Source organism: Microvirgula curvata (genome assembly GCF_054781615.1).
On the sequence record NZ_BAAGUB010000036.1, the window covers coordinates 330195 to 356617 of the forward strand.

27 protein-coding genes, 1 tRNA gene and 1 pseudogene are annotated in these 26423 nt (G+C 64.4%); 21 read left to right on the forward strand and 8 right to left on the reverse strand.

Annotated elements, in window-relative coordinates; genetic code table 11:
* The first annotated feature begins 12 nt into the window (after positions 1–12).
* From pcnB to ACYVG8_RS18505, 9 genes and pseudogenes are all read left to right on the forward strand, one after another.
* Positions 13–1362, forward strand: a complete 1350-nt coding sequence (pcnB, locus tag ACYVG8_RS18465) for a polynucleotide adenylyltransferase PcnB (protein ID WP_028498250.1) — start codon at positions 13–15, stop codon at positions 1360–1362.
* The gene (gene folK, locus ACYVG8_RS18470; protein WP_028498251.1) at positions 1359–1838 is read left to right on the forward strand and encodes a 2-amino-4-hydroxy-6-hydroxymethyldihydropteridine diphosphokinase; all 480 of its coding nucleotides are present in this window, start codon (positions 1359–1361) and stop codon (positions 1836–1838) included. Before pcnB ends, folK begins: the two co-directional genes overlap by 4 nt.
* A 120-nt stretch (positions 1839–1958) precedes the next feature.
* Complete coding sequence (locus tag ACYVG8_RS18475; protein ID WP_028498252.1) at positions 1959–2597, forward strand: deoxynucleoside kinase; 639 nt, start codon at positions 1959–1961, stop codon at positions 2595–2597.
* Between the two features lie 29 nt (positions 2598–2626).
* On the forward strand, positions 2627–3418 hold the full coding sequence (gene panB / locus ACYVG8_RS18480) for a 3-methyl-2-oxobutanoate hydroxymethyltransferase (protein WP_028498253.1): 792 nt from the start codon (positions 2627–2629) through the stop codon (positions 3416–3418).
* Between the two features lie 76 nt (positions 3419–3494).
* Entirely contained in the window at positions 3495–4328 is an 834-nt protein-coding gene (gene panC, locus ACYVG8_RS18485; protein ID WP_107888520.1) for a pantoate--beta-alanine ligase, read from the forward strand.
* A gap of 36 nt (positions 4329–4364) precedes the next feature.
* Positions 4365–4748, forward strand: coding sequence for an aspartate 1-decarboxylase (panD, locus tag ACYVG8_RS18490; protein WP_028498255.1), 384 nt, complete (start codon positions 4365–4367; stop codon positions 4746–4748).
* A 150-nt stretch (positions 4749–4898) separates the two neighbouring features.
* Positions 4899–5387, forward strand: a complete 489-nt coding sequence (locus ACYVG8_RS18495; protein WP_158537409.1) for a ProQ/FINO family protein — start codon at positions 4899–4901, stop codon at positions 5385–5387.
* A gap of 149 nt (positions 5388–5536) precedes the next feature.
* Positions 5537–6505, forward strand: coding sequence for an NAD(P)H-quinone oxidoreductase (locus tag ACYVG8_RS18500; RefSeq protein WP_028498256.1), 969 nt, complete (start codon positions 5537–5539; stop codon positions 6503–6505).
* A gap of 27 nt (positions 6506–6532) precedes the next feature.
* Positions 6533–6760, forward strand: a pseudogene (locus ACYVG8_RS18505) (type II toxin-antitoxin system RelE family toxin); the annotation flags it as partial.
* A gap of 9 nt (positions 6761–6769) precedes the next feature.
* On the opposite strand, the gene ACYVG8_RS18510 reads toward ACYVG8_RS18505, so the two are convergent.
* The 7 genes from ACYVG8_RS18510 to ACYVG8_RS18540 form a co-directional block, all read right to left on the reverse strand.
* A complete protein-coding gene (locus ACYVG8_RS18510) occupies positions 6770–7471 on the reverse strand; it encodes an MOSC domain-containing protein (protein WP_281660299.1) in 702 nt (233 codons plus the stop codon).
* Between the two features lie 14 nt (positions 7472–7485).
* Positions 7486–8595: a PrpF domain-containing protein gene (locus ACYVG8_RS18515; protein WP_281660300.1), complete on the reverse strand. Its 1110-nt coding sequence runs from the start codon at positions 8593–8595 to the stop codon at positions 7486–7488.
* A complete protein-coding gene (locus ACYVG8_RS18520) occupies positions 8592–9812 on the reverse strand; it encodes a multifunctional CCA addition/repair protein (protein WP_028498258.1) in 1221 nt (406 codons plus the stop codon). The genes ACYVG8_RS18515 and ACYVG8_RS18520 overlap by 4 nt, the downstream gene beginning before the upstream one ends.
* 5 nt (positions 9813–9817) lie before the next feature.
* Positions 9818–10531 (reverse strand): MarC family protein, encoded by a 714-nt coding sequence (locus ACYVG8_RS18525; RefSeq protein ID WP_051528670.1) that lies wholly within the window; start codon positions 10529–10531, stop codon positions 9818–9820.
* A gap of 122 nt (positions 10532–10653) precedes the next feature.
* Positions 10654–11895, reverse strand: a complete 1242-nt coding sequence (locus ACYVG8_RS18530) for a nucleoside recognition domain-containing protein (protein WP_199489755.1) — start codon at positions 11893–11895, stop codon at positions 10654–10656.
* 81 nt (positions 11896–11976) lie between these two features.
* Entirely contained in the window at positions 11977–12180 is a 204-nt protein-coding gene (locus ACYVG8_RS18535) for a 2-hydroxymuconate tautomerase family protein (RefSeq protein WP_028498261.1), read from the reverse strand.
* A 13-nt stretch (positions 12181–12193) separates the two neighbouring features.
* Entirely contained in the window at positions 12194–13348 is a 1155-nt protein-coding gene (locus tag ACYVG8_RS18540; RefSeq protein WP_028498262.1) for a YbfB/YjiJ family MFS transporter, read from the reverse strand.
* A 109-nt stretch (positions 13349–13457) separates the two neighbouring features.
* On the opposite strand from ACYVG8_RS18540, the gene ACYVG8_RS18545 reads away from it, so the two are divergent.
* The 11 genes from ACYVG8_RS18545 (at position 13458) to ACYVG8_RS18595 (ending at position 24438) form a co-directional block, all read left to right on the forward strand.
* A complete protein-coding gene (locus tag ACYVG8_RS18545; protein WP_028498263.1) occupies positions 13458–14363 on the forward strand; it encodes a LysR family transcriptional regulator in 906 nt (301 codons plus the stop codon).
* 32 nt (positions 14364–14395) lie between these two features.
* Positions 14396–15343, forward strand: coding sequence for an alpha/beta fold hydrolase (locus tag ACYVG8_RS18550; RefSeq protein ID WP_028498264.1), 948 nt, complete (start codon positions 14396–14398; stop codon positions 15341–15343).
* Positions 15344–15364: 21 nt separating this feature from the next.
* Positions 15365–16711: an RIP metalloprotease RseP gene (gene rseP / locus ACYVG8_RS18555; RefSeq protein WP_036385228.1), complete on the forward strand. Its 1347-nt coding sequence runs from the start codon at positions 15365–15367 to the stop codon at positions 16709–16711.
* 10 nt (positions 16712–16721) lie between these two features.
* Entirely contained in the window at positions 16722–19019 is a 2298-nt protein-coding gene (gene bamA / locus ACYVG8_RS18560) for an outer membrane protein assembly factor BamA (protein ID WP_028498266.1), read from the forward strand.
* Positions 19020–19033: 14 nt separating this feature from the next.
* Positions 19034–19519 (forward strand): OmpH/Skp family outer membrane protein, encoded by a 486-nt coding sequence (locus tag ACYVG8_RS18565; RefSeq protein WP_028498267.1) that lies wholly within the window; start codon positions 19034–19036, stop codon positions 19517–19519.
* 64 nt (positions 19520–19583) lie between these two features.
* Positions 19584–20621, forward strand: coding sequence for a UDP-3-O-(3-hydroxymyristoyl)glucosamine N-acyltransferase (gene lpxD, locus ACYVG8_RS18570; RefSeq protein WP_028498268.1), 1038 nt, complete (start codon positions 19584–19586; stop codon positions 20619–20621).
* Between the two features lie 67 nt (positions 20622–20688).
* Positions 20689–21147, forward strand: a complete 459-nt coding sequence (fabZ, locus tag ACYVG8_RS18575; protein ID WP_028498269.1) for a 3-hydroxyacyl-ACP dehydratase FabZ — start codon at positions 20689–20691, stop codon at positions 21145–21147.
* Between the two features lies 1 nt (position 21148).
* Positions 21149–21922, forward strand: coding sequence for an acyl-ACP--UDP-N-acetylglucosamine O-acyltransferase (gene lpxA, locus ACYVG8_RS18580; protein ID WP_028498270.1), 774 nt, complete (start codon positions 21149–21151; stop codon positions 21920–21922).
* A gap of 3 nt (positions 21923–21925) precedes the next feature.
* On the forward strand, positions 21926–23098 hold the full coding sequence (lpxB, locus tag ACYVG8_RS18585) for a lipid-A-disaccharide synthase (RefSeq protein WP_028498271.1): 1173 nt from the start codon (positions 21926–21928) through the stop codon (positions 23096–23098).
* Between the two features lie 146 nt (positions 23099–23244).
* Positions 23245–23320: transfer RNA gene (locus tag ACYVG8_RS18590), tRNA-Thr, on the forward strand.
* A 116-nt stretch (positions 23321–23436) separates the two neighbouring features.
* On the forward strand, positions 23437–24438 hold the full coding sequence (locus ACYVG8_RS18595; RefSeq protein WP_460746528.1) for a site-specific integrase: 1002 nt from the start codon (positions 23437–23439) through the stop codon (positions 24436–24438).
* Between the two features lie 734 nt (positions 24439–25172).
* Here the strand turns inward: ACYVG8_RS18595 and ACYVG8_RS18600 are convergent.
* Complete coding sequence (locus ACYVG8_RS18600) at positions 25173–25523, reverse strand: helix-turn-helix domain-containing protein (protein WP_460746529.1); 351 nt, start codon at positions 25521–25523, stop codon at positions 25173–25175.
* A 215-nt stretch (positions 25524–25738) separates the two neighbouring features.
* On the opposite strand from ACYVG8_RS18600, the gene ACYVG8_RS18605 reads away from it, so the two are divergent.
* Positions 25739–26356: a hypothetical protein gene (locus ACYVG8_RS18605; protein ID WP_460746530.1), complete on the forward strand. Its 618-nt coding sequence runs from the start codon at positions 25739–25741 to the stop codon at positions 26354–26356.
* Positions 26357–26423 lie beyond the last annotated feature (67 nt).

Consider the following 26423-nt stretch of genomic DNA (forward strand, 5'->3'; position numbering starts at 1 on the left):
CCGACCTCCGCGATGATTCGCAAATTTATCAGTCGTGTGCTCCGCCTGCCGGGCAAATCCCGTGGTGCGGCACGCGCCAAGATCATCCCGTTCGCCCAGCACGGTATCCGGCGCGACGAGCTCAGCCCGTCCGCGCTAAAAGTCACTACGCGACTGCAGGAGGCGGGTTTCGACGCCTTCGTGGTTGGCGGCGCGGTCCGCGATCTGCTGATCGGCCATGAACCGAAGGACTTCGACGTCGCCACCAACGCAACGCCGGAAGAAGTGCACCGGCTGTTCCGCCGTTCGCGCATCATCGGTCGCCGTTTCCGCATCGTTCACGTGGTGTTCGGTCGGGACGAGGTGATCGAGGTCACCACGTTCCGCGGCGACGGCAGCGATCTGGAGACCACCGAGTCCGGGCGCATCGTCTCCGACAATACCTATGGCAGCATGGCCGAGGATGCGCGGCGTCGCGACTTCACCGCCAATGCGCTGTACTACAACACCGCCGACGAAACCATTCACGACTATCACCATGGCGTGCGCGATGTCGAAGCGCGCAAGCTGGTGATGATCGGCCCGCCGATCGAGCGCTACAAGGAAGACCCGGTGCGCATGCTGCGCGCGGTGCGTCTGGCGGCCAAGCTCGGCTTCTCGATCGACGAGGCGACCCGCAAGCCGATCGGCCATCTGGCCGGACTGCTGAAGGACGTGGCGTCGGCGCGGCTGTTCGACGAAATGCTGAAGATGCTGCATTCCGGCGCCAGCTGGGCCTGTCTGACCCGCCTGCGCGCCGAAGGGCTGCACAAGGGGCTGTTTCCGCTGCTGGACGCGATCATCGACCAGCCGGGCGGCGAGGACTTCGTCAAGCTGGCGCTGGCACAGACCGATCGCCGGCTGATGGAAGGCAAGGGCATTTCCGACGGCTTCCTGTTTGCCGCGCTGCTGTGGAGCAATGTCAACGCCGAGTGGCAGCGTCGTCTCGATACCGGTGAAAAATCCATTCCGGCCCTGCTCGATGCGATGGACACGGTCGAAGCCAGGCTCGGTGACCGGCTGGCCATCCCGCGCCGCTTCCTGGCGACCATGCGCGAGATCTGGGTGCTGCAGCCGCGTTTCGAGATCCGCAACGGTTCGCGTCCCTACCGCCTGCTGGAACAGCCGCGCTTCCGCGCCGGCTACGACTTCCTGTGCCTGCGCGCCGAAGTCGGCGAGGTGCCGAAGGCGCTGGCCGAGTGGTGGGAGCACTTCCAGTTTGCCGATGGCGACCGTCGCGAATCAATGATGGTCACCGACGAACCGTCACAGGACCCGGCGCGCAAGAAGCGCCGCCGCCGGCGCAAGAAGCCGGCCGGCGATACGCCGGGCGTGGACGCATGACACTGGCTGCCGTGGCGCTGGGGGCCAACCTCGGCGACGCCGCTGCGACCGTGAACGAAGCGTTCGCGCGGCTGGACCTGCTGCCGGCGACCCGGGTGATCGCCCGCTCGCCGCGCTATCGCACCGCACCGGTCGGCTATGCCGGGCAACCGGATTTCATCAACGCCGCCGCGCTGGTCGAGACCACGCTGGACGCCGATGCGCTGCTGGCCGCGCTGCTGGAGATCGAAAGCGACTGCGGCCGGGTGCGCACCTTCCGCAATGCGCCACGCACGCTGGATCTGGATCTGCTGACCTGGGGCGAACTCGTGCGCGATGACCGGGCGCTGACGCTGCCGCACCCGCGCATGCACGAGCGTGCCTTCGTGCTGGCGCCGCTGGCCGACATCGCCCCGGACCTGTCCGTGCCCGGCCGCGGCCGGGTGGCCGAGCTGCTGTCCGTCCTGGATTGCAGCGGTGTGGAACGTATTGATTGACCGGCAGTCAGCCAGCAGGAAGTTGTCTGCATTCCGGCGGTCGTTCGGCCGGTAAATGACGCTATCATGCCCGGGCCCCGTCGTCGTTGCGGCGGCCGGGTGAACCGCCCAGGGAGAATCATGTCGCCATACCGTTATATTGCCGTCGAAGGCCCTATCGGCGCCGGCAAGACCACGCTTGCCCGCCGCCTGGCCGCGCACTGGCAGGCCCGCCTGCTCGAAGAGGTGATCGACGACAACCCGTTCCTGCCGCGCTTCTACCAGGACCGCAAGCACTACGCGCTGCACACCCAGTTGCAGTTCCTGTTGCAGCGGGAAGAGCAGCGCCGCCAGCTGATGGATACCGTCAGCGAGCACCCGGTGGTTGCCGATTACTGCTTCGACAAGGAATTCCTGTTCGCGCAGCTGAACCTCGAGGGCGATGAACTGGCGCTGTATCGTGCATTGCAGCGTAAAGTCCTGCCAGAGTATCCTTTGCCGGATCTGCTGATCGCGCTGGAAGTGTCGCCGGATACGGCGGCCAGACGCATTGCCGAGCGCGGTCTGGCATACGAGTACAACTTTCCGGATGGTTACCTGCGCCGTGTCGCCGAAGCGTATAACGAATTTTTCCATCACTTCGACGGCGCGCCCGTGCTGATCGTCAATACCGACAATCTCAACCTTGTCGACAGTGACGAGGATTTCGAACTGCTGTTGCGCTGTATCACCGACATGCAGGGAACCCGCAGCTACTTCAACAAGGGCGCCGGCGCCTAGGCCCTCCGTCACCAGGATACATACACCCGATGAAAGTCACCGTAAGCACATTGGCCCGCCTGAAGGCCGATGGCCAGAAGATCACCATGCTCACCTGTTATGACGCGAGCTTTGCCGCGCTGATGGATGCAGCCGGGGTCGAAATCCTGCTGATCGGCGATTCGCTGGGCATGGTCGTTCAGGGCCATGACTCGACGCTGCCGGTCAGTCTCGACGACATGATCTACCACACCCGTGCGGTCGCGCGCGGGGCGAAGAATGCACTGGTGCTGGCCGACCTGCCGTTCGGCAGCTACCAGACCTCGCCGGCGCAGGCGTTCGACAGCTCGGTCCGGCTGATGGCGGCCGGGGCGCACATGGTCAAGCTCGAGGGCGGTACGGGCATGGCCGATACCGTGCGTTTCCTGGTCGAGCGCGGCGTGCCGGTCTGCGCGCATATCGGGCTGACGCCGCAGTCGGTCAATGTGTTTGGTGGCTACAAGGTTCAGGGCAAGACCGAAGAAGGCGCTGCCGTGCAACTGGCTGCCGCCCGTGCGCTGGCGGATGCCGGCGCCGCACTGGTGCTGATGGAGGCCGTGCCGGCCGCCCTGGCGCGCCAGGTGACCGAAGCGCTGTCGGTGCCGACCATCGGTATTGGCGCCGGTGTCGACGTCGACGGCCAGGTGCTGGTCATGCACGACATGCTCGGCGCCTTCCCGGGCAAGAAGGCCCGTTTCGTCAAGAATTTCATGCAGGAGGCCGGCAGCATCGCCGGTGCCTTCGAAGCGTATGTCAAGGCAGTGAAGACTGGCGCCTTCCCTGGCGAAGAGCACAGTTTCTGACCTGATTCCCCGACCGGCGCCGTTCGCGGCGCCAGCCCGTTCCCCCCGTTGACCGGGATACCTTTTTCTCAGAACTATGGACATCATCCGCACCATTTCCGATCTGCGCGCCTGGCGCAAGACGGCCGGCCGCCTCGCGCTCGTGCCGACCATGGGTAATCTGCACGAAGGCCATCTGGCGCTGGTGCACGAAGCGAAGAAGCGCGCCGAGCGTGTCGTGGTCAGCATCTTCGTCAACCGCATCCAGTTCGGCCAGGGCGAGGATTTCGACAGTTATCCGCGCACCTTCGAAGCCGACCGTGCCAGGCTCGAACAGGCCGGGGTCGACGCGCTGTTCCTGCCGGACGAACGCGAGCTGTATCCGCGTATCCGCCAGGACTACAACGTCGAGCCGCCGCATATCCAGAACGAGCTGTGCGGCGCATTCCGCCCCGGGCATTTCCGGGGCGTGGCGACCGTGGTCAGCAAGCTGTTCAATATCGTGCAGCCGGACGTCGCCTGCTTCGGCAAGAAGGACTTCCAGCAACTGCACGTGATCAAGTCGATGGTCGAAGACCTGAACATCCCGGTCGAGATCGTGCCGGTGGACACCGGCCGTGCCGACGACGGCCTTGCGCTGTCGTCGCGCAATGGCTACCTGTCCGCCGCCGAACGCGCCGAGGCGCCGCGACTGCAGCGTGAACTGGCGCGCATCCGCGACAGCCTGATCGACGGCGACAACGACTACGCCGGGCTGGAGCAGGCGGCACGCGCAACGCTGGAACAGCATGGCTGGCAGGTCGACTACGTCGAAATCCGCCAGGCCGACACGCTGGAACTGGCCCATGCCGGCGAAAAACGGCTGGTGGTGCTGGCTGCCGCGCGTCAGGGCAAGACCAGGCTGATCGACAATATTGAAATTCATCGCTAGCGGACACGTCGTCCGCGAACACCGGCAGGAACCAGCATGCAACGCATTATTCTGAAGTCCAAGCTGCACCGGGTCAGCGTGACCCAGTGCGAACTGCACTATATCGGCTCGTGCGCGATCGACGAGGATCTGCTCGAAGCCGCGGACATCCGCGAGTACGAAGAAATCCAGATCTGGAACGTCAACAACGGCGAACGGTTCGCAACCTACGCCATCCGCGGCGAACGAGGCAGCGGCATGATCTCGGTCAACGGCTCGGCCGCCCGGCGTGCGGCAGTCGGCGACCTGCTGATCATTGCCAGCTACGGCATGTTCGAGGACGCCGAACTGGCGGCGCACAAACCCCGTCTGGTTCATGTCGACGAACGGAACCGGATCGTCGAATTGCCTGACGGCATCCCGGTCCAGGCGGCGGAATAACGCCGGCAGACGCCTTGTTGAAACCGTGAGTGTGGTTGTCGTACGTCATAAGATGTCAGCTTTAGCAGGCAAACCGGCGTAACACGGCTATACTCGCGGCCAATCCGTTTCATCAGATTTGTTTGATTCATGTCCCAACAACATAATCCCGTGCTCCAACTTGCCCTGCAACAGGCGATGCGTGACAAACCCAAGCGTCAGCAGGTCAAGGAAGCAACCGACCTGATCTACAAGCGCTTTGGCGTGTTGCGTCAATTCAAGCCGTTGGCAATCGGCATCCACGAGGCGCTCATCGCCGAACTGCCCCAGTTTGATCCGGTAGTGGTTCAGCGCGTGATTCAGCGCCACTGTTGCACCGCGCGCTACCTGAAGGCGATGCAGCGCGAACAGTATCGCTACAAGCTCGACGGCAAGCGCGCCGCTGAACTGACCGATGCCGAGAAGGACGACGCCAAGCGTCGGCTGGACGGCATGGGTACCGGCAAGGACGCTGTCGCGGCCCCTGCCGACGCTGCGCCTGCAGCGGCGGTTGCCGATGCAGTGCCGGCCGGCGAACGCCAGCAGGCGATCGAGGAGGTCAAGGCCGAGCTGAACGACCTGATCAAGCTGATCGATGACAGCAAGCCGGCTGCCGAATAGGCGTCGACAGGCTTTCTGCCCGGAAACGGAGCCATTTACTGGCTCCGTTTTTCTTTTTTCGTGCTGCGCTGCAACTCGTTAGTGGTTTGCCGTTGTCGCCGGATCGGGGCAGACTGGATGCTGAATTCATGTCAGAGGAGACAACCGTCATGAGAGCGATCATCCAGACCGCCCCCGGTGATGCCGACACCCTGATCGTCGGCGAACTGCCGATGCCGGAACCGGGGCCCGGCCAGTTGCGCGTCCGCGTGCGCGCGGCCGGCATCAACCGGGCTGACATTGCCCAGCGTGAAGGCCGCTATCCGCCACCACCGGGCGCACCGGAAACGCTGGGGCTGGAGGTGGCCGGCGAAGTCGATGCGGTCGGTATCGGCAGCAAGGATTTCGCGGTCGGCGACCGGGTCATGGCACTGGTCGGCGGCGGTGGCTATGCCGAATATGCGCTGGTCGATGCGCCGCTGGCGGTGCGCTTGCCGGACGAACTCGGCTTTGTCGAAGCGGCAACGCTGCCCGAGACCTGGATGACGGCGTGGCTGAACCTGATCGACCTGGCACGGCTGATGCCGGGCGAGACAGCGCTGGTCCATGCCGGTGCCGGCGGTGTCGGTGCGGCGGCCATCCAGCTGGCCGGCCTGGTCGGTGCGCGCGCGATTGCGACCGCCGGCACGGCTGACAAATGCACATTCTGTCGTCAGCTTGGCGCCGAACTGGCACTGAACTATCGCGACGACGACGTGGTCGCAGCGCTGAAGGCGGCCGGTCGGGCCGATGTGGTGCTGGACCCGGTCGGGGGGGATTCGCTGTCACGCAACCTGGCCTGCATGAATCCGGGCGGCCGGCTGGTCGTCATCGCCTTCATGGCCGGTCGGCTGGCCGAACTCGATCTGGCGCAACTGATGGTCAAGCATCTGACGCTGATCGGCTCGACCCTGCGCAGCCGGCCGCTGGCCGACAAGGCGCGGCTGGCCGGGCGGCTGGGCGATACCGTGTTGCCGGCCCTGGCCAGTGGGCGAGTCCGCATCACGCTGGACAGCTCGTTCCCGCTGGCCAGGGCGGCCGAAGCCCATCGTTATGTCGAGGCCAACCGCAATCTGGGCAAGGTCGTGCTGACGGTATAAGGGCCGCGGCTTGACGGCGCAGTCCGGGCGCAGTTCAAGAAAAAGCTTGCGGAAAGGCTGCGCCATCCACACGTGCCAAAATCCCGCTTGAGCGGCATGAAGGACGGCTACAAGATCAGGCTGCGGCGTGCGGGCTATCGCCTGGCATACCGGGTGGACGGTGACGGGATCCTCGTCACCGTCCTTGCCATCGGTCGGCGGGAAGGCAACGAAGCCTGTGCCGTGGCTGCCGGGCGAACAGGCAGTGGCGACTGAGGCGTCGCCTCAGCCATGGGCGCCGGGCGTATGTGCCGGCGGCCACTGCACGCTGTCAGCCTGGTTCTGCTGCAGCCAGTCGGCACGGTCGAGCAGGCGCTTGCGCCAGGAGGCGGTCAGCGCCGGCACGGCGGCGGCACGCAACTGCGCCGGGTCGGGGCGGTGCGAGGCCATCAGTACCATCAGCGCGTCCAGGGTCAGGGCCTCGCTGTCGCCGGGCAGGGGCTCGATGCGGCTGTCGAGGTGGATGCCGCCGGTCTCGATCACCCGACAGTACCAGCCGGTCAGCCGCTGACGGGCAACGGTCGCCGCCACTCCCTTGCAACCGAAACGGGCGTCGATTTTCCAGCACGGGCTGCGCGGCTGGCTGACTTCCAGCAGCGCCTCGCCGACACGCAGCCGGTCTCCGACGCGCAGCGTCGTTTCCAGCAGGCCGGTCAGGGACAGGTTTTCGCCGAGAAAGCCGGGGCCGAGCCGGTCGGCCACCGCCGGATAGGCTTCGGCCAGTCGCGCGTAGTGTTCTGCCGGGTACAGATGCACCGCCTTGTCCGGACCGCCATGCACGCTCAGATCGGCCTGCTGGTCACCATCCAGTCCGGTCGGCCCGATATGGGCGGAGGAAACCGCGCTCTTGACGATGGCGGACAGGCGGCCATCGTCGCCGAGCGGGGCGGCGCGGCCGGTATACAGACCTAGCAAGCGAATGGACATGCGGACTCCGGGGATCAGTAGTCGAGAGGGATGAACAGTTCGCCGCGCATCAGCGGCCGGGCGGTGCGGGTCATCACCACCTCGTCGATGCGCCAGTCGCTGCCACTGCGGCTGACCACGGCGCTGAGCGTCTGGCTGCCGGCGGCGTGGCTGAAGCACAGCGGTGTGGCCGGCGCATCCAGCAAACGGCTGGCCAGCGTGTCCGGCAGGGCGGCGGCGGCAGCCAGGCCGATGGCGCCGGTGCCGGTAAAGGCATGATGCAGCCGGCCCATCGACAGGATGCGGGCATTCAACTGGCAGTCCGGGCGTCGTGCCCGGCTCAGAAAAGCGATTTTCGGCGTGGCCGGACGCTGGCGACTGGCCTGTTCCAGGCTGTCGGCCAGACCCATTGCCACGCTGCCGGCTGCGCGCAGGTGTTCGAGGGCGGCCTGGGTGGCGGCATCGATGCGATCCGCGGTTTCATCACCAGCCAGACCCAGTGCGGCGGCATCGATCAGCACCAGCGGATTGCCGGCGTCGATCAGCGTCGCTTCGATGGCACGACCGTCCGGCAGCCGCAGCGTATCGATGGCGCGGCCGGTCGGGAACAGGCGCCCGGCACCGCCGCCGGCCGGATCGAGAAAGCGCAGCCGGATCGGCGCGGCCGGGAAGGCGACGCCATCGATGGCACAGTCGCCGGTCCAGCACGGCTGCCCGTCACGGACATCGAGTCCGGCAATGATGGTCTTGCCGATATTGGCCTGCCAGATGCGGATTTCGGCCGGGCCGTCGTCACGGGCTACCAGCCCCTCCATCAGCGCAAACAGCGGCACGGCGGCAGTCAGGTTGCCGCAATTGCCGGACCAGTCGATCAGCGCCTCGCGGATGGCCACGTGACCGAACAGGTAGTCGACATCGTGGCCGGGACGTTCGGAACGGGACAGCAGCACCACCTTGCTGGTGCTGGAAATGCCGGTGCCGAGGCCGTCGATCTGCGAACCATAGGGATCGGGACTGCCGATGGCGCGGATCAGCAGCGACTCGCGCAGTGCCGGCGCAACCGGCAGCCGGTCGGCCCGGAAAAACAGCCCCTTGCTGGTGCCGCCGCGCATCAGCGTGGCCGGCAGGATATGGATGGCGGTCATGACGGGAAGGCAGCCTGGGCGGTGGTGATGGCGGCGACGCGTGCGGCGTCGACCTGCTGCGGAATCGAGGCCTTGTCCGTGCAGGCGGCGGCGATGGCGCCGGCATCGACGGCGCGGGCCGCCGCGAGCAGGGCGAGCAGATAGTCGGCCTGCGGATACACGGCATCGGCATAGCCGGTGCGGCCATGGCAGTCGGCGCGGCAGACGGCGAGAAAATCCAGAAAGCGCGCCGGCCGGCGCAGCGCATCGGCATCGCGGAACAGCTTCAGCACCGTGGCCGGACGCAGCTCGCGCGCCCGGTGAACGTGGGTGTGGAAGCGGCAGGTGATCAGCGCCAGATCACGGCATTCGGCCGGCACTTTCAGTCGTGCCGACAGGGCCTCGACCGGGGCAACCCCTCGCTGTTCGTGGGCGATATGGCGCGGCAGCACATCGGCCGGCGTCAGCGCCTTGCCGAGGTCATGGCACAGTGCCGCGTAGCGTGCCGCCAGCGGCAGCCCCTCGCGGGCCGCCGCATCCAGAACCAGCTCCATATGGATGCCGGTATCGACTTCGGGGTGGTAGTCGGCCCGTTGCGGCACGCCGTACAGGGCATCGACCTCGGGCATGACCCGGGCCAGCGCGCCGCATTCGCGCAGGGTCGAGAACAGGCGCGACGGGCGGTCTTCCATCAGTCCCCTGGCCACTTCCTGCCACACCCGTTCCGGCACCAGTGCGTCGACCTCGCCATCGGCAACCATGCTGCGCATCAGCGCCAGCGTGTCCGGCGCGGTGGCAAAGCCGAAGCGGGCGGCGAAACGCGCCAGACGCAGGATGCGCACCGGGTCCTCGACAAAGGCGGGGCCGACATGGCGCAGCATGCCGGCCTGCAGATCTTCCTGGCCGTGGTACGGATCGATCAGCCGGCCATCCTCGTCTTCGGCAATGGCGTTGATGGTCAGGTCGCGGCGGGCCAGATCCTGTTCCAGCGTCACGTCCGGGGCCGCGTGGAAGCTGAAGCCGTGGTAGCCGCGCGCGGTCTTGCGCTCGGTGCGCGCCAGTGCGTATTCCTCGTGTGTCTGCGGATGCAGGAATACCGGAAAGTCGCGCCCGACCGGCATGAAGCCGCGCGCGAGCATGTCTTCGGGCGAGGCGCCGACCACGACCCAGTCGCGGTCGCGTACCGGCAGCCCGAGCAGGCGGTCGCGCACCGCGCCACCGACGATATAGGTTTTCATGTCACTCATTTGACGAAGCCGCTGAGGTGGGCCAGGCCGAACTGCAGCACGAGCTGGGTCAGGCCGTCCCAGATGATCTGCACGCCGAGGCACATCAGAATGAAGGCCGACAGACGCATGAACACCATGGTACCGGTATTGCCGAGCACGCGGAGCAGGGTATCGGCATAGCGGTAGCAGGCGTACAGCGAGAAGGCGATCAACCCGGTGCCGACCAGACTGGCCAGTACCAGCACCGTCACGTGCTGGAGGCTGGCGCTGGCCAGCGTGCCGCTGCCGCGCAGGTTGGCGGCGACGGTGATGGCCACGGTGGTCGCACCCGGCCCGACGGTGATCGGGAAGGTCAGCGGGTAGAACGCGCGCTGCGACAGCTGGTCACGGGTCAGGTGGCCGGTATCGCCCTGGTCGCGGGCGATGTCGTGCTTGTCGGTCAGCATCTCCCATGCCGCCATCGTCACCAGAAAGCCGCCGCCGACCTGCACGATCGGCAGCGAGACCTCGAACAGCTTCAGTACATAGCCGCCGACATACATGGCAGCGAGCAGCAGCACGAAGCTGTAGATGCCGACCTTGCGCGCGAGGATGGCCCGTTCTTCATGGGTGTTGTGCGCCGTCAGCGACAGGAAGATCGGCGCGTGTCCGGGCGGATTCAGGATCGGGAACAGCGCAGCGATGATGAACAGCACCTTGCTGAAGAACAGCGTGATCGTTTCCAACATGACGGGCCTTGGCTTCAGTAATGGGGCGGGGACGGTAACGTGTGGCGACGGCTGACATCAAGCGCGGGTTCGCGTTGCTGCAGATCCCTGTCTCAATGCCCACCGGCCGACCCCCCATGGTGTCATGCCAGATGGCCGAAGAACAGATAGGCAACGCCGACCGCCGCGATAAAGCCGATCAGGTCGGCAAACAGCCCGCAGCCGGCGGCATAGCGGGTGTTGCGGATATTGACTGCGCCGAAATACACCGCCAGCACATAGAAGGTGGTTTCGCTCGATCCCTGGATGATGGATACCAGACGACCGACAAAGCTGTCCGCACCATGGGTCTTCATGCTGTCGATCATCACCGCGCGTGCGCCGCTGCCGGACAGCGATTTCATGATCCCGTTCGGCAGTGCGTCGACCCAGCGGGTATCGAAACCGAAACCCGCGACCGCGGCACGCACCGCGCCAATGGCCAGTTCCAGCGCGCCGCTGGCGCGCAGCAGCGCGATCGCCACCAGCATTGCCACCAGATACGGAATGATGCCGACCGCAACCTGGAAGCCTTCCCTGGCGCCGTCGATAAAGGCCTCGTACACATTGATCCGCCGCCACAGCGCGGCAACGATCATCAGCGTGACCACGGCGAGCAGCAGACCATTGCTCCACATGGCCGACTGGCGCTGCATCTGCTCCGGCGGCAGGCTGGCGAACCAGGCAGTCACGCCGCCGACCAGCAGCGTCAGCCCGCCGGCATAGGCGAGCACGACCGGATCGAACAGCTTCAGGCGCTGGATGACGCCGGTCAGTGCCACCCCGGCCAGGGTGGCGATATAGCTGGCCAGCAGCAGCGGGATGAACACATCGGTCGGGTCGGCGGCGCCGAGCTGCGCGCGGTAGGCAAAGATGGTGACCGGAAACAGGGTGACGGCGGCGGTATTGATGACCAGGAACAGGATCTGCGCGTCGGTGGCGGTATCCGGCACCGGGTTCAGCGTCTGCAGCTCGCGCATCGCCTTCAGACCCAGCGGCGTGGCGGCATTGTCGAGGCCGAGCATATTGGCGGCGATATTCATGGTCATGCTGCCCAGCGCCGGATGGCCGTCCGGCACGCCGGGAAACAGGCGGCGGAACAGCGGCGCCAGACCGCGTGCCATCAGCGCGATCAGCCCGGCGCGCTCGCCGATCTTCATGATGCCGAGCCACAGTGTCATGACGCCGGTCAGCCCGAGGGCGATCTCGAAGCCGGTGCGGGCGGTGTCGAACATGGCCCGCACCAGCGCCGGCAGGATATCGGCATTGCCGAACACCAGCGTCTGGACGAAGGCGGACACGACGGCGACCAGAATGAATCCGGCCCAGATGACATTCAGCAGCATGGTGCGCACAGGAGGAGTGATGGCGCGGCCATGATACGGGGGCGGTTCCGGCGCGGCCAGCGGCCTGGCGGGCGCCCGGTGCTAGCGACCGTCCTTGCGGCGTTCGGTCACGCTTTCGCCGGCAATGCCCCAGTTGTCGGTCTCCACCTCGTCGATGATGACAAAGGTGGTGGCCGGGTTCTTGCCGAGCACATCGGCCAGCAACCGGGTGGCGCCTTCGATCAGGCGCTGTTTCTGTTCGGCGCTGGCGCCTTCGCGGGTAATGCGGATATTGACATAAGGCATGGCGGGTTCCAGTTCAGGGTTGGGGTGGGGAAACGGAGCGGCGGCTGCCGCAGGCGGCCGGCACCAGCGGCAGCGCCAGCAGCAGGGCGGCGCCGGCGATCAGGCACGGCAGGGCGAAACTGCCGCTGCTGTGGCGCAGCCAGCCGGCCAGCAGCGGACCGGCCAGCTGGCCGAGGCCATAGGCGGCGACGATCCAGGCCAGCGGATGATGATTCGGCCGCAGCGGCAGCGAGCGGGCCAGCGGCATGACCAGCGTGACCGTGCCCATGAAGGTGCCGCCGATCAGCACGGCAGTCAGGTACAGGCCGGCCTGGGTCGGCCACAGCGCGGGCAGGGCGGCGCCGATCGCCTGCAGCAGCAGGTTCAGCGTCAGCATCGGTGCGGTGCCGTAGCGGTGGTTGGCTTTCGCCCACAGGATGGGCGACGGCATGGCGGCGAGGCCGGCGACCAGCCAGATCCAGCCGCCGGCACGGGTGTTGCCCAGTGTCTCGGCCGCCAGAGTGGGCAGATAGGTGGCAGCGATGATGTAGCCGAAACCGGCCAGCCCGTACAGCCAGGTCAGCGCGGACTGGGACACGGCGCTCCGGGTGGCCGGCGCGGCCTGCGCCGAGCGCGGTGCGGCAAGTGGCCGGGCAATCCAGGCCAGCGACAATAGTCCGAGCAGCGCGCCCAGCGCCCAGGTGACGGCCGACGACAGGCCGAGTCCTTCACCAAGGCCGGACAGCAGGCCGGACAGCACGATGCCGACGCCGACGCCGGCAAACAATATGCCCCGGGTGGCGGCATCCGCACGCGGCAGCACCAGGGTCGAGATGCAGACGAACATCAGCGCTGACGCAAAGCCGGCGACAAAGCGCAGCGCCGACCACAGCGCCGGCGGGCAGTCCGGAATCATGGCGGCCATGGTCAGCACCGTCAGCCCGGCGCCGGCCATCAGCCCGCGCCGCAGGCTGAGCCGGCGCGCGAGCGGGTAGCGTGCCATCACCATGCTGCCGGCCAGGTAGCCGGCATAGTTCCAGAATGCCAGCGCCGAGCCGTCGGCCAGTGTCAGCCGCTGCTCGGCCAGCATCGGCGGCAGCATCGAGGTATAGAAGAAGCGTCCCAGCCCCATGGCGAGGCAGAGTGCGACGAGACCGTAGAGGCCGGGGCGGGACGTGTGGACGGGCATGGGGGCTTCCGGGCTGGGCTGATCTTCAGACTAGCCAATATTGATCATCATCAGAAACGATTTAATATGAACACATCGTTCGTTATTGATGATCCGGAAGGCCGTTGCAATGGAATTGTCCAGCCTCAGACTGTTTACCGCCGTGGCCGAGCAGGGGGGCGTGACCCGGGCGGCGCAGGCGCTGCACTGCGTGCAGTCGAACGTCTCCGCCCGCTTGCGCCAGCTGGAAGACGAGCTCGGCACGGCGCTGTTCCATCGCGACCGGCGGCAGATGATCATGACCCCGGCCGGGCGCGAGCTGCTCGGTTACGCACGGCGGCTGACCGCGCTGGCGGATGAAGCGCGCGAGGCGGTGCGCGGTGCGGCGCCGTCGGGCCAGCTGCGGCTCGGTTCGATGGAAACCACGGCGGCGATACGTCTGCCACTGCCGCTGGCTGATTATCACCGCCGTTATCCGGCCGTTCACCTGTCACTGGAAACCGGGCCGACGCGGACGCTGATCGACCAGGTCTGCGACTACCGGCTGGACGCCGCGTTCATTGCCGGGCCGGTTTCCGACCCGCAGCTGGATGGCTGCCGGCTGTGGCGCGAGGAGCTGGTGCTGGTGACTGAAGCCGGCCACGCTCCGGTCGGCCAGGCGGCCGACCTGCCGGCGCCGACGCTGCTGGCCTTTCGCGCCGGCTGTGCCTATCGCGAACGGCTGGAGCACTGGTGCCGTACCGAAGGCGTGTTTCCGGCCTCGATTCTTGAATTCGGCTCCTTCCAGGCCATCCTCGGCTGCGCGGCCGCCGGCATGGGCATTGCGCTGTTGCCGAAGACGGTGGTCGATGCCCAGCGCGACATGCACCTGCCGCTGGCGCTGCACCGCCTGCCCAGTGCCGTTGCCGATGCGGAAACCTGGCTGGTGTGGCGGCGCGACCGGGCGCCACGCGCCCTGCTGGCGCTGGTCGAACTGCTCGGGCCCGGCCCGTCAGCCGATCAGCATGCGGCGCGCGATGCCGCCGCGCCATGCTAGACTCTGCCGCCTGCTTTTCATCCGGCATCCGCATGAAACTTTCGTCACAGACCGTACTTCGCTGGCTGAGCGCCACTCTGCTGGCCGTGTCGCTGACCGCGTGCTCGCCGTCGGCGATGCAGGCGTGGTGGGCCGACTCGGTCGTCAGCGGCAAGGGGTTCGTGTCGAAGACGCTGGATCTGCCCGACGGGCGACTGGCCTGGCGCGAAGCCGGCAGCGGCCAGCCGGTGTTGCTGCTGCACGGTTTCGGCGGCAACGGGCTGGTGAACTGGCAGGCGCAGATGACTGACCTGGCGCGCGACCACCGCGTGCTGGTGCCGGACCTGCTGTGGTTCGGCGCGTCGACCTCGCAGCGCCCGCCCTCGCTGGATGCGCAGGCGGCGGCGCTGGCCGCGCTGCTCGAACGACTGGACCTGCGCGAGGTCAGAGTGGTGGGCCTGTCCTATGGCGGATTTGTCGCCCAGGCACTGACGCGCCGGGTGCCGGAGCGGATCAGCCAGCTGGTCATGGTGGACTCGCCGGGCTGGATCTACACCGACGCCGATGCCCGCGACCTGCTGTCCCGGGCCGGGGTGCCGTCGGCCGAAGCGCTGTTCGTGCCGGATACGCCGGAAGCGCTGCGGCGGCTGGTCAGGCTGGTCTACTCGCATTCTTCCCGCGATGCCCCGGACTGGGTGCTGCGCGATGTGCTCCAGTACTATTTCGCCGGTCGCCGGCCGTCGCAACTTGCGCTGATCCGCGAACTGAATGCCAACCGCGATCACTATGTTGCCACCCTGGACCCGGCGCAGCCGTGGCCGCTGCCGGTGGTGATCTGGGGCAGCGATGACCGGATTTTCCCGCTGCCGATCGGCCAGCGTCTGGCCCGCGCACTGAATGCGCGGCTGATCGTGGTGCCGGGGGCCGGCCACAATCTGCCGGTCGACCGGCCGGAACACGCGACGCGGGCGCTGCGCGATGCGCTCGCCATGACCCGCTGACTCAACAAGGATTTTGCCTGGATGCTGACAACCCTTCTTGCCTTCCTGGTCGCACTCGGCGTGCTGGTCACGTTCCACGAGTTCGGTCACTACTGGGTCGCCCGACGCCTTGGCGTCAAGGTGGTCCGGTTCTCCATCGGCTTCGGCAAGCCGCTGGTGACCTGGCGGCGCGGCGAGACCGAGTGGGCGCTGGCACCGATCCCGCTGGGCGGCTATGTGAAGATGCTCGACACCCGCGAGGACGTGGCCGTACTGCCGGAGGAGCGGGCGCGGGCGTTCGATCTGCAGCCGGTCTGGCACCGGATCGCCATCGTGGCGGCCGGGCCGGTTGCCAACATGCTGCTGGCGGTGGTGCTGACCTGGCTGACCCTGCTCAATGGCGTCGAAGGCATCCGCCCGGTCATCGGCATGGTGGCGCCGGACACGCCGGCGGCCATGGCCGGGCTGCGCGCCGGACAGTCGGTGGTGTCGATCAATGGCGAAGCGGTCGAGGACTGGCAGCAACTGCGGCTGCAACTGGTGGACGGCGTGACCGATCGCGGCTCGCCGCTGGTGGTCGGCATCAGCGATGGCGGCGTCGAACGCAAGGTGAGCATTCCGCCAGCCCAGCTGGCCAATCTGGACATCGAACGCGGCATCGGGCCGTTCGGCCTGTCGCCGCTGCGGCTGACCACCCGGCTGGCCTATATCGAGGCCGGCAGCGCCGCCGACCGCGCCGGGCTGCGGACCGAGGACACCGTGCTGGCCGTCAATGGCGTGGCACTGGACGGTGACTGGACACGGCTGGTGACCGCCGTGCTGCACAGCGGCGGCAAGCCGCTGGCGCTGACGGTCGAGCACAGTGGCGCCGCGCCGCGCACGGTCAACGTCACGCCGCAGCGTGCCACGCCGGACGGTCCGTGGCGGCTGGGCATTGCGCCGGCACCGGACGCCGACTGGATGAACGGGCTGCAGTTCCGCCGCGATCCCGGCCTGCTGGGCGGGATCGGCGAAGCCTTCACCCAGACCTGGCAGTCGGTATCGCTGACCACGCGGATGATCGGACGCATGGTGACCGGAGACGTGTCACCGGCCAGCATCAGCGGGCCGATCACCATGGCCGACTACGCCGGCAAGAGCGCGCGCGCCGGCTGGGAAGCCTTCCTGGATTACATGGCCTTGATCAGCATCAGCCTCGGCGTACTCAACCTGCTCCCCATTCCGCTGCTGGACGGCGGGCATTTGCTGTATTATGCGGCCGAGATCATTCGTGGTCGGCCGCTGTCTGCGCGAGCGCAGGAAATCGGCCGCCGCATCGGGTTCTCGGCACTGGCCGCCCTGATGTTATTTGCTTTTTTCAACGACATAACCCGTCTTTTTGCGGGATAACCGCCACCTTATGAAATTGACACACATTGCCGCGGCCGTCATCGGGCTGATCGCGCTGCCGGCCTGGGCCGTAGCGCCCTTTGTTGTCCGTGACATCCGGGTCGAGGGCTTGCAACGCACCGAGCCCGGCACGGTATTCAACTACCTGCCGCTCAAGGTGGGGGATACGTTTACCGACGATCGGGCCGAATCCTCCATCAAGGCGCTGTTCGCCACCGGCTTCTTTAATGATGTCCGGGTGGAGACCGAAGGCGACGTGGTTATCGTGTCGGTTGACGAGCGCCCGGTCGTTGCCCAGTTGAGCATCAACGGTTCCAAGGAGTTCGACAAGGAACAGTTGAAGAAGGCCCTGAAGGAAAACGGTCTCGCCGAGAGCCGGATTTTCGACCAGGCGCTGCTCGACCAGGCCGTCCAGGAACTCAAACGGCAGTATTTCAGCCGGGGCAAGTACTCGGTCGAAATCAAGCCGTCGGTCAGCAAGCTCGATCGCAACCGGGTTGCCGTCACGCTCGATATCAGCGAAGGCGCTGCCGCGCGCATCAAGCAGATCACCTTCGTCGGCAACAATGCCTACGATGCCGACGATCTGACCGACCAGATGCAGCTGTCGACCCCGGGCTGGTTCTCGTGGATCACCAAGGACGACCAGTATTCGAAGCAGAAGCTGACCGGTGACCTGGAGAAGCTGCGCTCGTTCTATCTGAACCAGGGCTACTTCGAGTACAACATCGACTCGACCCAGGTTTCCATCAGCCCGGACAAGAAGGACATGTTCATTACCGTGAACATGACCGAGGGCAAGAAGTACAAGGTGACCGACGTCAAGCTGGCCGGTGACCTGATCGTGCCCGAGAGTGAACTGAAGCCGCTGCTGGTCATCCAGCCGGGCGAAGTGTTCACCCGCGACAAGATCAACCAGTCGGTTACCGCGCTGACCGATCGCCTCGGCCAGGACGGCTATGCGTTCGCCAACGTCAACGCCGTGCCGGAAGTGAACAAGGAAAAGGGCGAAGTCGCCTTCACCTTCTTTGTCGACCCGGGCCGCCGCACCTATGTGCGCAAGATCAACGTGACCGGCAACACCCGGACCCGCGACGAAGTCGTGCGCCGTGAAATGCGCCAGATGGAAGCCGGCTGGTACGACGCCAAGAAGATCAAGCGCTCGAAGGAACGCCTCGACCTGCTTGGATACTTCACCGACGTCAACGTCGAGACCCCGGCCGTGCCCGACACCGCCGACCAGGTCGACGTGAACTTCAAGGTGACGGAAAAGCCGACCGGCAACGTGACGCTGGGCGCCGGCTACGCGCAGGACGAAGGTCTGATCCTGTCCGCCGGGATTTCGCAGTCGAACTTCTTCGGCTCGGGCAAGGCCGTCAGCGCGTCGTTCAACACGTCGAAGCTGAACCGCTACCTGAACTTCTCCTTCACCGACCCGTACTTCACCGAAGACGGCGTGTCGATCGGCTACGATGCCTACTATCGTCGCTACTCGCCGAACGAGACCAATACCCAGCAGTACCGCACCGACACCGTCGGCGCCGACGTCCGCTTCGGGATTCCGATCACCGAATACGACACGATCAACACCAGCCTCGGTGTCGAGCAGACCAAGGTCAAGGTCTTCGACAGCAGCCCGAGCCGCTACAAGAAGTATGTTGATGACTTCGGCACCAACAACCTGAACTATCTTTGGAAGGTAGGCTGGGCACGCGACACGCGCGACAGCTACCTGTGGCCGACCACCGGCCGCATTTCGCGCATCAACTACGAAATGTCGGTCCCGGGCAGTGACATCAACTACATGCGCCTGGTTGGCAGTCAGCAGACGTTCTTCCCGCTGACCAAGCGGCTGGTGCTGGCGCTGAATGGCGAACTGGGTGCGGTGCAGAGCTACGGCAAGACCGATTCGGTGCCGTTCTTCCAGAACTTCTACCTGGGTGGTATCGGTTCGGTGCGCGGTTACGAGAACGCGTCGATCGGCAAGAAGGACGAGAATGACGATGCCTACGGTGCAACCCGTCGTGCCATCATCAATGCCGAACTGCTGTTCCCGTTCCCGGGCATGAAGGATGACAAGACGCTGCGTGCGTCGGCGTTCTTCGATGCCGGTACGCTGTGGGGCGGCGATGGTTCGACCGCAACCTGGCGTGACAATGTGCGCTACTCTACCGGTCTGGCCCTGTCGTGGCTGTCGCCGATGGGCCCGATGAAGTTCAGTTACGCGTTCCCGCTGAAGAGTGAAGACAGCGGTGAAAACAAGGATAATCTGCAGCGCTTCCAGTTCTCGCTGGGCACAACGTTCTGACCTGAGGGGGATGCATGAATCTGTCCCGCATTTTGCTGCCGATGCTGGCGTTGACCATTGCGATGCCGGCCCTGGCCGATTTCAAGATGGGTTACGTCAATATCGAGCGCCTCTACCGCGAGGCGGCGCCGGCCGTCGCCGCGCAGAAGCGGCTTGAGCAGGAGTTCGCCGGTCGCGATGGCGAACTCAAGCAGCTGGCTGACAAGGCCCGCGACCTGAAGCAGACGCTCGACAAGGGCAAGCTCAGCGCGAACGACCGCAAGTCGAAGGAGCTCGATCTGGTCTCCATCGAGCGGGAGTTCCAGCAGAAGCAGGGCCAGTTGCGGGCGGAGTTCACCACGCGCCGGAACGAGGAATTCGCTTCGGTGCTGGACCGTGCCAACCAGGCGGTGCTCGACATCGCCAAGAAGGAAGGTTACGACCTGATCGTGCAGGAAGCGGTTTACGTCAACCCGAAGCACGATCTGACCGAACGCATCCTGAAGGCGATGGACAACTGAGCACTGTGCGTACGGTGCAACACGCGGCCGGCCTAGTCGGCCGCGGTTTTTTTGCAAGGCCATCATGCTGACCCTGAACGATCTGGTCGCCCGGCTGGGCGGCGAACTGCATGGTGATGGCGAACGGGTCATCACCGGCGTGAACACGCTGTCCGCAGCCGCGGATGGCGATATCGCCTTCGTGACCATCAAGCACGCCGCACAGGCGGCGACCAGCGCCGCTGCGGCGCTGATCGTCCCGACCGCACTGGCGGGCACGCTGGCACAGCCGCATGTCGCCGTTCGCGATCCGCAGTTGTACTTTGCCCGTGTCGCCACGCTGTTTCACCCGCTGCCGGTCGCGGTGCCTGGCGTGCATCCTTCCGCCCATGTCGCCGCCAGCGCCCGCGTGGCGCCGGATGCGCAGATCGGGCCGAACGTATTTGTCGGCGAAAATGCCGTTATCGGCCATGGTGTCATACTGTCGGCCGGCGCCTGCGTCGGCGACGGGGCGGTCATCGGCGACGGCACGCTGCTGTATGCGCATGCGGTGGTCGAGCACCATTGCGAGATCGGCCTGCGCTGCATCCTGCATCCGGGCTGCGTGATTGGCGCCGACGGCTTCGGCAACGCGTTTGCCGGCGACCACTGGGAAAAAATTCCGCAGATCGGCCGCGTGCTGATCGGCAACGACGTCGAGATCGGCGCCAACACCACGGTCGACCGTGGTGCACTGGGCGATACCGTGATCGAGGACGGTGTCCGCCTCGACAACCTGATCCACATCGCGCACAACTGCCGGATCGGCAAGCACACTGCCATGGCGGCCTGCGTCGGCGTGGCCGGCAGCACCCGCATTGGCGCGTACTGCCTGATGGGCGGGGCGGCGATGATTTCCGGCCATCTCGATATCGGCGACCGGGTGCAGGTCTCCGGCGGTACGCTGGTGGCCAAATCCATCCGCACCCCCGGCGTCTATACCGCCGTCTACCCGCTGGCCGAACATCGCGACTGGCTGACCAATGCCGCGCGGGTGCGCCAGATCGGCAGCCTGTTCGACCGCATGAAGGCGCTGGAGCAAGAACTTGACGCCCTGAAGCGCCGGGACGGCAGCGGCGAATGAACACCAGTGCCACGGTGCTGTGCCAACCGTTGGCAGCAACTTACGAATTCAAGACAGGAAGACCCTCATGAGCGACGTCTCCAACCATATCGACATCCGCGGCATCATGAAGCTGCTGCCCCATCGCTATCCGTTCCTGCTGGTCGACCGCGTGCTGGACATCGAAATCGGCAAGCGTATCCGGGCGATCAAGAACGTGACCGCCAACGAACAGTTCTTCGTCGGTCACTTCGAGCAGTACCCGGTCATGCCGGGCGTGCTGATCATCGAAGCGCTGGCGCAGGCCGCCGGCATCCTGGCCATCAAGACCCATGATGGCGACGTGCGCCAGGAAAATGCGCTGTACTTCTTCGTCGGCATCGACAACGCCCGCTTCAAGCGCCAGGTGGTGCCGGGTGACCAGCTGGTGTTCGAAGTGGAAATGCTCCGCGTCGCCCGCGGTATCGGCAAGTTCTCCGCCCGTGCCCTGGTCGATGGCGAAGTCGCCTGCGAAGCCGAACTGATGTGTGCCCGCCGGGAGATCTGACATGTCGATTCACCCTACGGCCCTGATTGACCCCGCCGCGCAGATCGACACTGATGTCGAGATTGGCGCGTACGCGGTCATCGGTCCGCACGTGAGTGTCGGCAAGGGCAGCAAGATCGGTCATCACACCGTGGTCGAAGGCCATACCCGCATTGGCGAGAACAACACCGTGTTCCCGTTCGCCTCGCTGGGCCAGGCGCCGCAGGACAAGAAATACGCCGGCGAGGAAACCCGCCTCGAAATCGGCAACGGCAATACCATCCGCGAATTCTGCACCCTGAACCTCGGCACGGTGCAGGACGTGGGCGTGACCCGGGTCGGCAACGACAACTGGATCATGGCCTACGTGCATATCGCGCATGACTGCCAGGTCGGCGATCACTGCATCCTGGCCAACAACGCCACGCTGGCCGGTCACGTGACCCTCGGCGACTGGGTGGTGCTTGGCGGCCTGACCGCACTGCACCAGTTCTGCCATGTCGGCGCCCATGCCATGACGGCCGGCGGCTCGATCGTGGTGCAGGACATTCCGCCGTACGTGATGGCCGCCGGCAACCATGCGTCGCCGGTCGGCATCAACAGCGAAGGGCTGAAGCGTCGCGGGTATTCCGCCGAGGCGATCAAGGCCATCCGCATGGCGTACAAGCAGCTCTACCGCAACGGACTGAGCTTCGACGATGCGAAGGCGCAGATCGCGAAGGGGTCGGAAACGGTGACCGAGCTGGCTCTTTTCAACGAATTCTTCGCCCGGACCACGCGCGGCATCATCCGCTAAACCATGACGCTTTTTCACCGCACGACTTCCTTTCGAGTAGCCATGGTCGCTGGCGAAGCCAGCGGAGACGGCCTGGGTGCTGCCCTGATGGCGGCGCTGAAGGCGCTGCATCGCGACATCGAGTTCGTCGGCATCGGCGGACCCCGGATGCAGGGGGAGGGGCTGAACAGCCTGTACCCGCAGGAGGCGCTGGCCGTGCGCGGCTACGCCGAAGTGATCCGCAGCCTGCCGCGCCTGCTGCGCATCCGCCGTGGCCTCAAACGCGCGCTGCTCGATGAACGCCCGCACGTGTTCATCGGCATCGACGCACCCGATTTCAACCTCGGGCTGGAAACCGCACTCAAGCGTGGCGGTGTGCGCACCGTGCACTACGTCAGTCCGTCGATCTGGGCATGGCGCGGCGAACGCATCCACAAGATCAAGCGCGCGGTCGACCATGTGCTGGCGCTGTTCCCGATGGAAGCGCCGCTGTACAAGGCTGCCGGCGTGCCGGTCACCTATGTCGGCCATCCGTATGCCGACAACTTCGACCTGGAACCGGACCGCGAAGCGGCGCGCAAGGTGCTGCGCGTGGCGCAGGACGTGCCGGTGTTCGCCGTGCTGCCCGGCAGCCGCGTGTCCGAAGTCGACTACATGGCGCCGCTGTTCATCGCCACCATGCGCCGGCTGCTGGCCTCACGCCCGGATGCCCAGTTTGTGGTGCCGATCGCGACCCGTCCGACCATGGAACGCTTCCGCCACCACCTTTACGCCGAAAAGGCCGAAGACCTGCCGATCCGCGTGCTGTTTGGCCATGCGCGTGAAGCGATGGTCGCTTCCGACCTGGTACTGGCCGCCAGCGGCACGGCAACGCTGGAAGTGGCGCTGGCCAAGCGGCCGATGGTCATCAGCTACAGGGTGTCCAACAGCACGTATCGGCTGGTGAAAAAGAAACTGCGCCTGCCGTACGTGGGCCTGCCGAATATCCTGTCCGGCCGCTTTGTCGTACCGGAGCTGCTGCAGGATGACGCAACCGCCGACAACATCGCCCAGGCCGCACTGAACGCGCTGGACGACCCGCGCTACCGCGAATGGCTGTCGAAGCGTTTTGCGAGCCTGCACCGCGAGCTGCAGCGCGACGGCGCCAGCCTGGCCGCGCGCATCGTGCTGCAGATCGCCGGCGTCGGCTCACGCTGATCCCCGCCAGGCCCCGCCGCTACTGGCTTGCGGGGCTTGACGGCGGCGGCGGCAGTCTTTATTATTCGCACCCTCAGTCAGCGAACGATTCGCGGCTCGGGACAGTTTATGGAATGCCGATTCATCGACATTCCGCAGGTCAGGTTGCCGTTGTAGCTCAGTTGGTAGAGCAACTGATTCGTAATCAGTAGGTCGAGTGTTCGATTCACTTCAACGGCACCAGTAAAATCAAGGGGTTAGCGATTTTTCGCTAACCCCTTTTCATATGTGACGGGTTTTTGCTGCAATTATGCTGCACTTCCCAAGCTATACCCTGTATCCAACCAAGGAACAGGAATATGGCAACCATCACTCATCGCGGTCCGCATCAGTATCAAGTCACCATTCGTCGCAAAGGTTTTCCTGCGCAAATCAGGACGTTCGAAACAAAACGGGAGGCGCAAGTTTGGGCCAATACCATCGAGTCGGAGATGGCTCGGGGTATCTTCGTTGATCGTTCGGAAGCCGAGCGCACCACGTTAGGGGAGGCGCTTCAGCGTTACGCCCGGGAGGTAACACCTCGAAAGAAGAGTGCGGCAAAGGAGCTCAACACCCTTCGCAAATGGCTTGCCCATCCCCTGGCTACGAGAACTTTGGCTTCGCTCCGGAGTGCTGACTTTGCCGCTTATCGTGATGTCAGACTGAAAGAAGTCGGTGCGAACGCGGTGCGTCTTGAGTTGGCGCTCATGTCGCATTTGTTCACGACGCTGCGTAGTGAGTGGAGTATCCCCGTTGATAATCCTATTACGTCCATTCGCAAACCGGAGCTGCCGCCAGGACGAAGCCGCCGCCTGGTCGACGATGAGGAGGCACGTCTGTTTGCCGCAGCAAGCAATAGCATGACTCCATCGCTTTTGCTTGCAATCCAGCTCGCCATTGAAACCGGGATGCGCGCAGGGGAAATGGTGCAACTGACATGGAGGCAAATCGACCTGGCAGCCAAAGTCATCAGATTACACAGGACCAAGAACGGTGCCGCACGAATCGTGCCTCTGTCCGAAAAGGCCGAGAGGTTGCTATGTGTTCTTCCATGTCCGCTAGACCGCAGTACGCGACTCATGACGTTTCATGACTCGAACGGCTTGTCTGCAGCCTTTCGGCGGGATTGCGTGCGAGCAGGCATTGAAGGGTTGTGTTTCCACGACTTGCGGCATGAAGCAGCCTCCAGAATGGCACCGAAGATGGAGGTCGCAACGCTGGCAAAAGTCATGGGGTGGAAAACTTTGCAGATGGCAATGCGCTACTACAATCCAACCGATGCAGAGCTGGTTCATGCCGTACGGAAGGCAAAGGCAGTGTAACAAGCGCCATTTCAATGAGCCTTGTGCCCACCTGACTATGTCGTTTGCCCACTTACAGCAGATTTCCCTTGGCCTGTTGAGTAAAATTTGCTTGCCGGAGCTTCTTACTTGTTAGCAAAGAGCGTTGATTGCTCATAAAGAAAGACCGGGAATTTTCCCGGTCTTAAGTCCCGCAATCTCTATGAGTGGCTGCCTGCGTCTTCGCAGCCTGGCCGCCAAAGGCCAGGGATTATCATCCTTCCTGCTGCTAAGCGGAGAGTGAACTAGGTTTGACCTCTGTAGTTCAGGACGCCTCTCCCTTTAGTGGATATTGCCGCTAAGCGCGGAAACTCTTCGGGGAGACTGTAGTTTTGGGTGCGGTACGAAAGAATACAGCCTGACGCACCACAGTGCACACCGTACCCGCACTAGGCGGCACAGGGTAAAGACGATTCAAATTGCTCTTGGACTGCATATACATCGGCTGGCTCAATGAAAATCCTATGAGGCTGTTGATGATGTAGATAGTGCGGTAGACAAGGCTGCTACCTGTCGACGTGACGAAATCATCTTCACTCTTCTAGTCATTCCCTAGCAGGCCGAGTGCTTGCCTTGCTTCAATAGTTCGATGAGCTGCGTCTTAGCCGTTTGTACGGGCAAGCCAACACGCTCATAGAACTCGGCAAAGGGCAGGATGTGCAGGGTAGAGCAATCAGAATCGCGCCTTGGACTGACACCGGTCCTGCCGGGGCGTGTCAGTCAGCTGCATCCCGTAAGTCTTCGTCGCCCATTTGCATGGTTGCAATCAGATGCTTGATGCGTTCACGGTCTTGTCGTGCTAGGCGGCCGAAGGTGAGTATCAGGTCCGCAAGCTCATCATCTTCGCAATAGAGATATGCCGTAGGCACCGATAACACATGCGCCAGTTTAGCTGCGATGTCAAATGGTGGTTCATGTGCACCCGTTTCATAGCGGCTAATCCTTGCACTTGCAGTTCCCTCATCCAGGCCAATTTCGATGCCCAGGCGGTCCTGGGGCATGGCTGCCCGTTGTCGTGCTTCACGCAAGCGATGGCCAAGGACGGTAGCTGGCTGTTTTCTTACCATCCTGCGATATTCGTAGGATGGACTTGCAATATCTCTACGTAATTCGTAGAATTAAACGTCATTTATTGATGGTGGAAGGATGCGTGTTGGGTCGGATGGGTGTCCGCTCCCAAATCGAGCCGCTGCCAATTTCAGCAGCGTGCGTGCTCCCCTATCTAGGTACCGGCCTTGCTCAAGTCGCCGGTGTATCGTCTATCCCTCTTGAATAGTTGAATATGTTTGAACTCATCATGGCTGGGGCCAACCTCCTAGGGTGGTCTGCGGCAATGGCATTCAGTATCACGCTTCACTTATCCCAGACGTATTATCCGAACGTTAACCTGAATGACGTCGACACAGTGACGGCGGTTAGCGCCTATAAGGGAGGGCCGTGGTTCTCGACGTGCAATGCTGAGGGTGTGGCAGTTCCATACGCGCGGAATTGGCCGGAAACTGTCCGCCAGGGGAGACAGGAAGTTGTCCTGCCTCCAGAGCCGGACAAGACGGTCGGGCAGGCCTACATCTTTACGAAGATGAAATGCAAGGGCAAGCCGGAAGAGCGCGTGTTGCTCGTAGACCAAGATTACCGGGCCGTCTCTCGCCTCGCCGAAGGCCATACGCTGACCACGCAAAGCTTCTACGGGATGAGGCCAGACCAGCGTCCGAAGTGGTTTGGGCAAGTAATCCAGCGTATCGAACGTGCGGCATCACAGAATCCGAGCGCGAAGCAGGTGCTCGACGACATCACAGCGTACGAGTCACAACTCCAGAACGAAGCTGCGGCGTCAGGTAGCCATCAAGCAGTACAAGCGGACGTCGCCAATAAAACAACTCCCACTAGCTGGGGTGAATAGTTATCGCGAAAAGGGAATTGTATTTTACTGTGCTTTTTATTTTGTGGTCATTCGAGGCTGGGGGTGG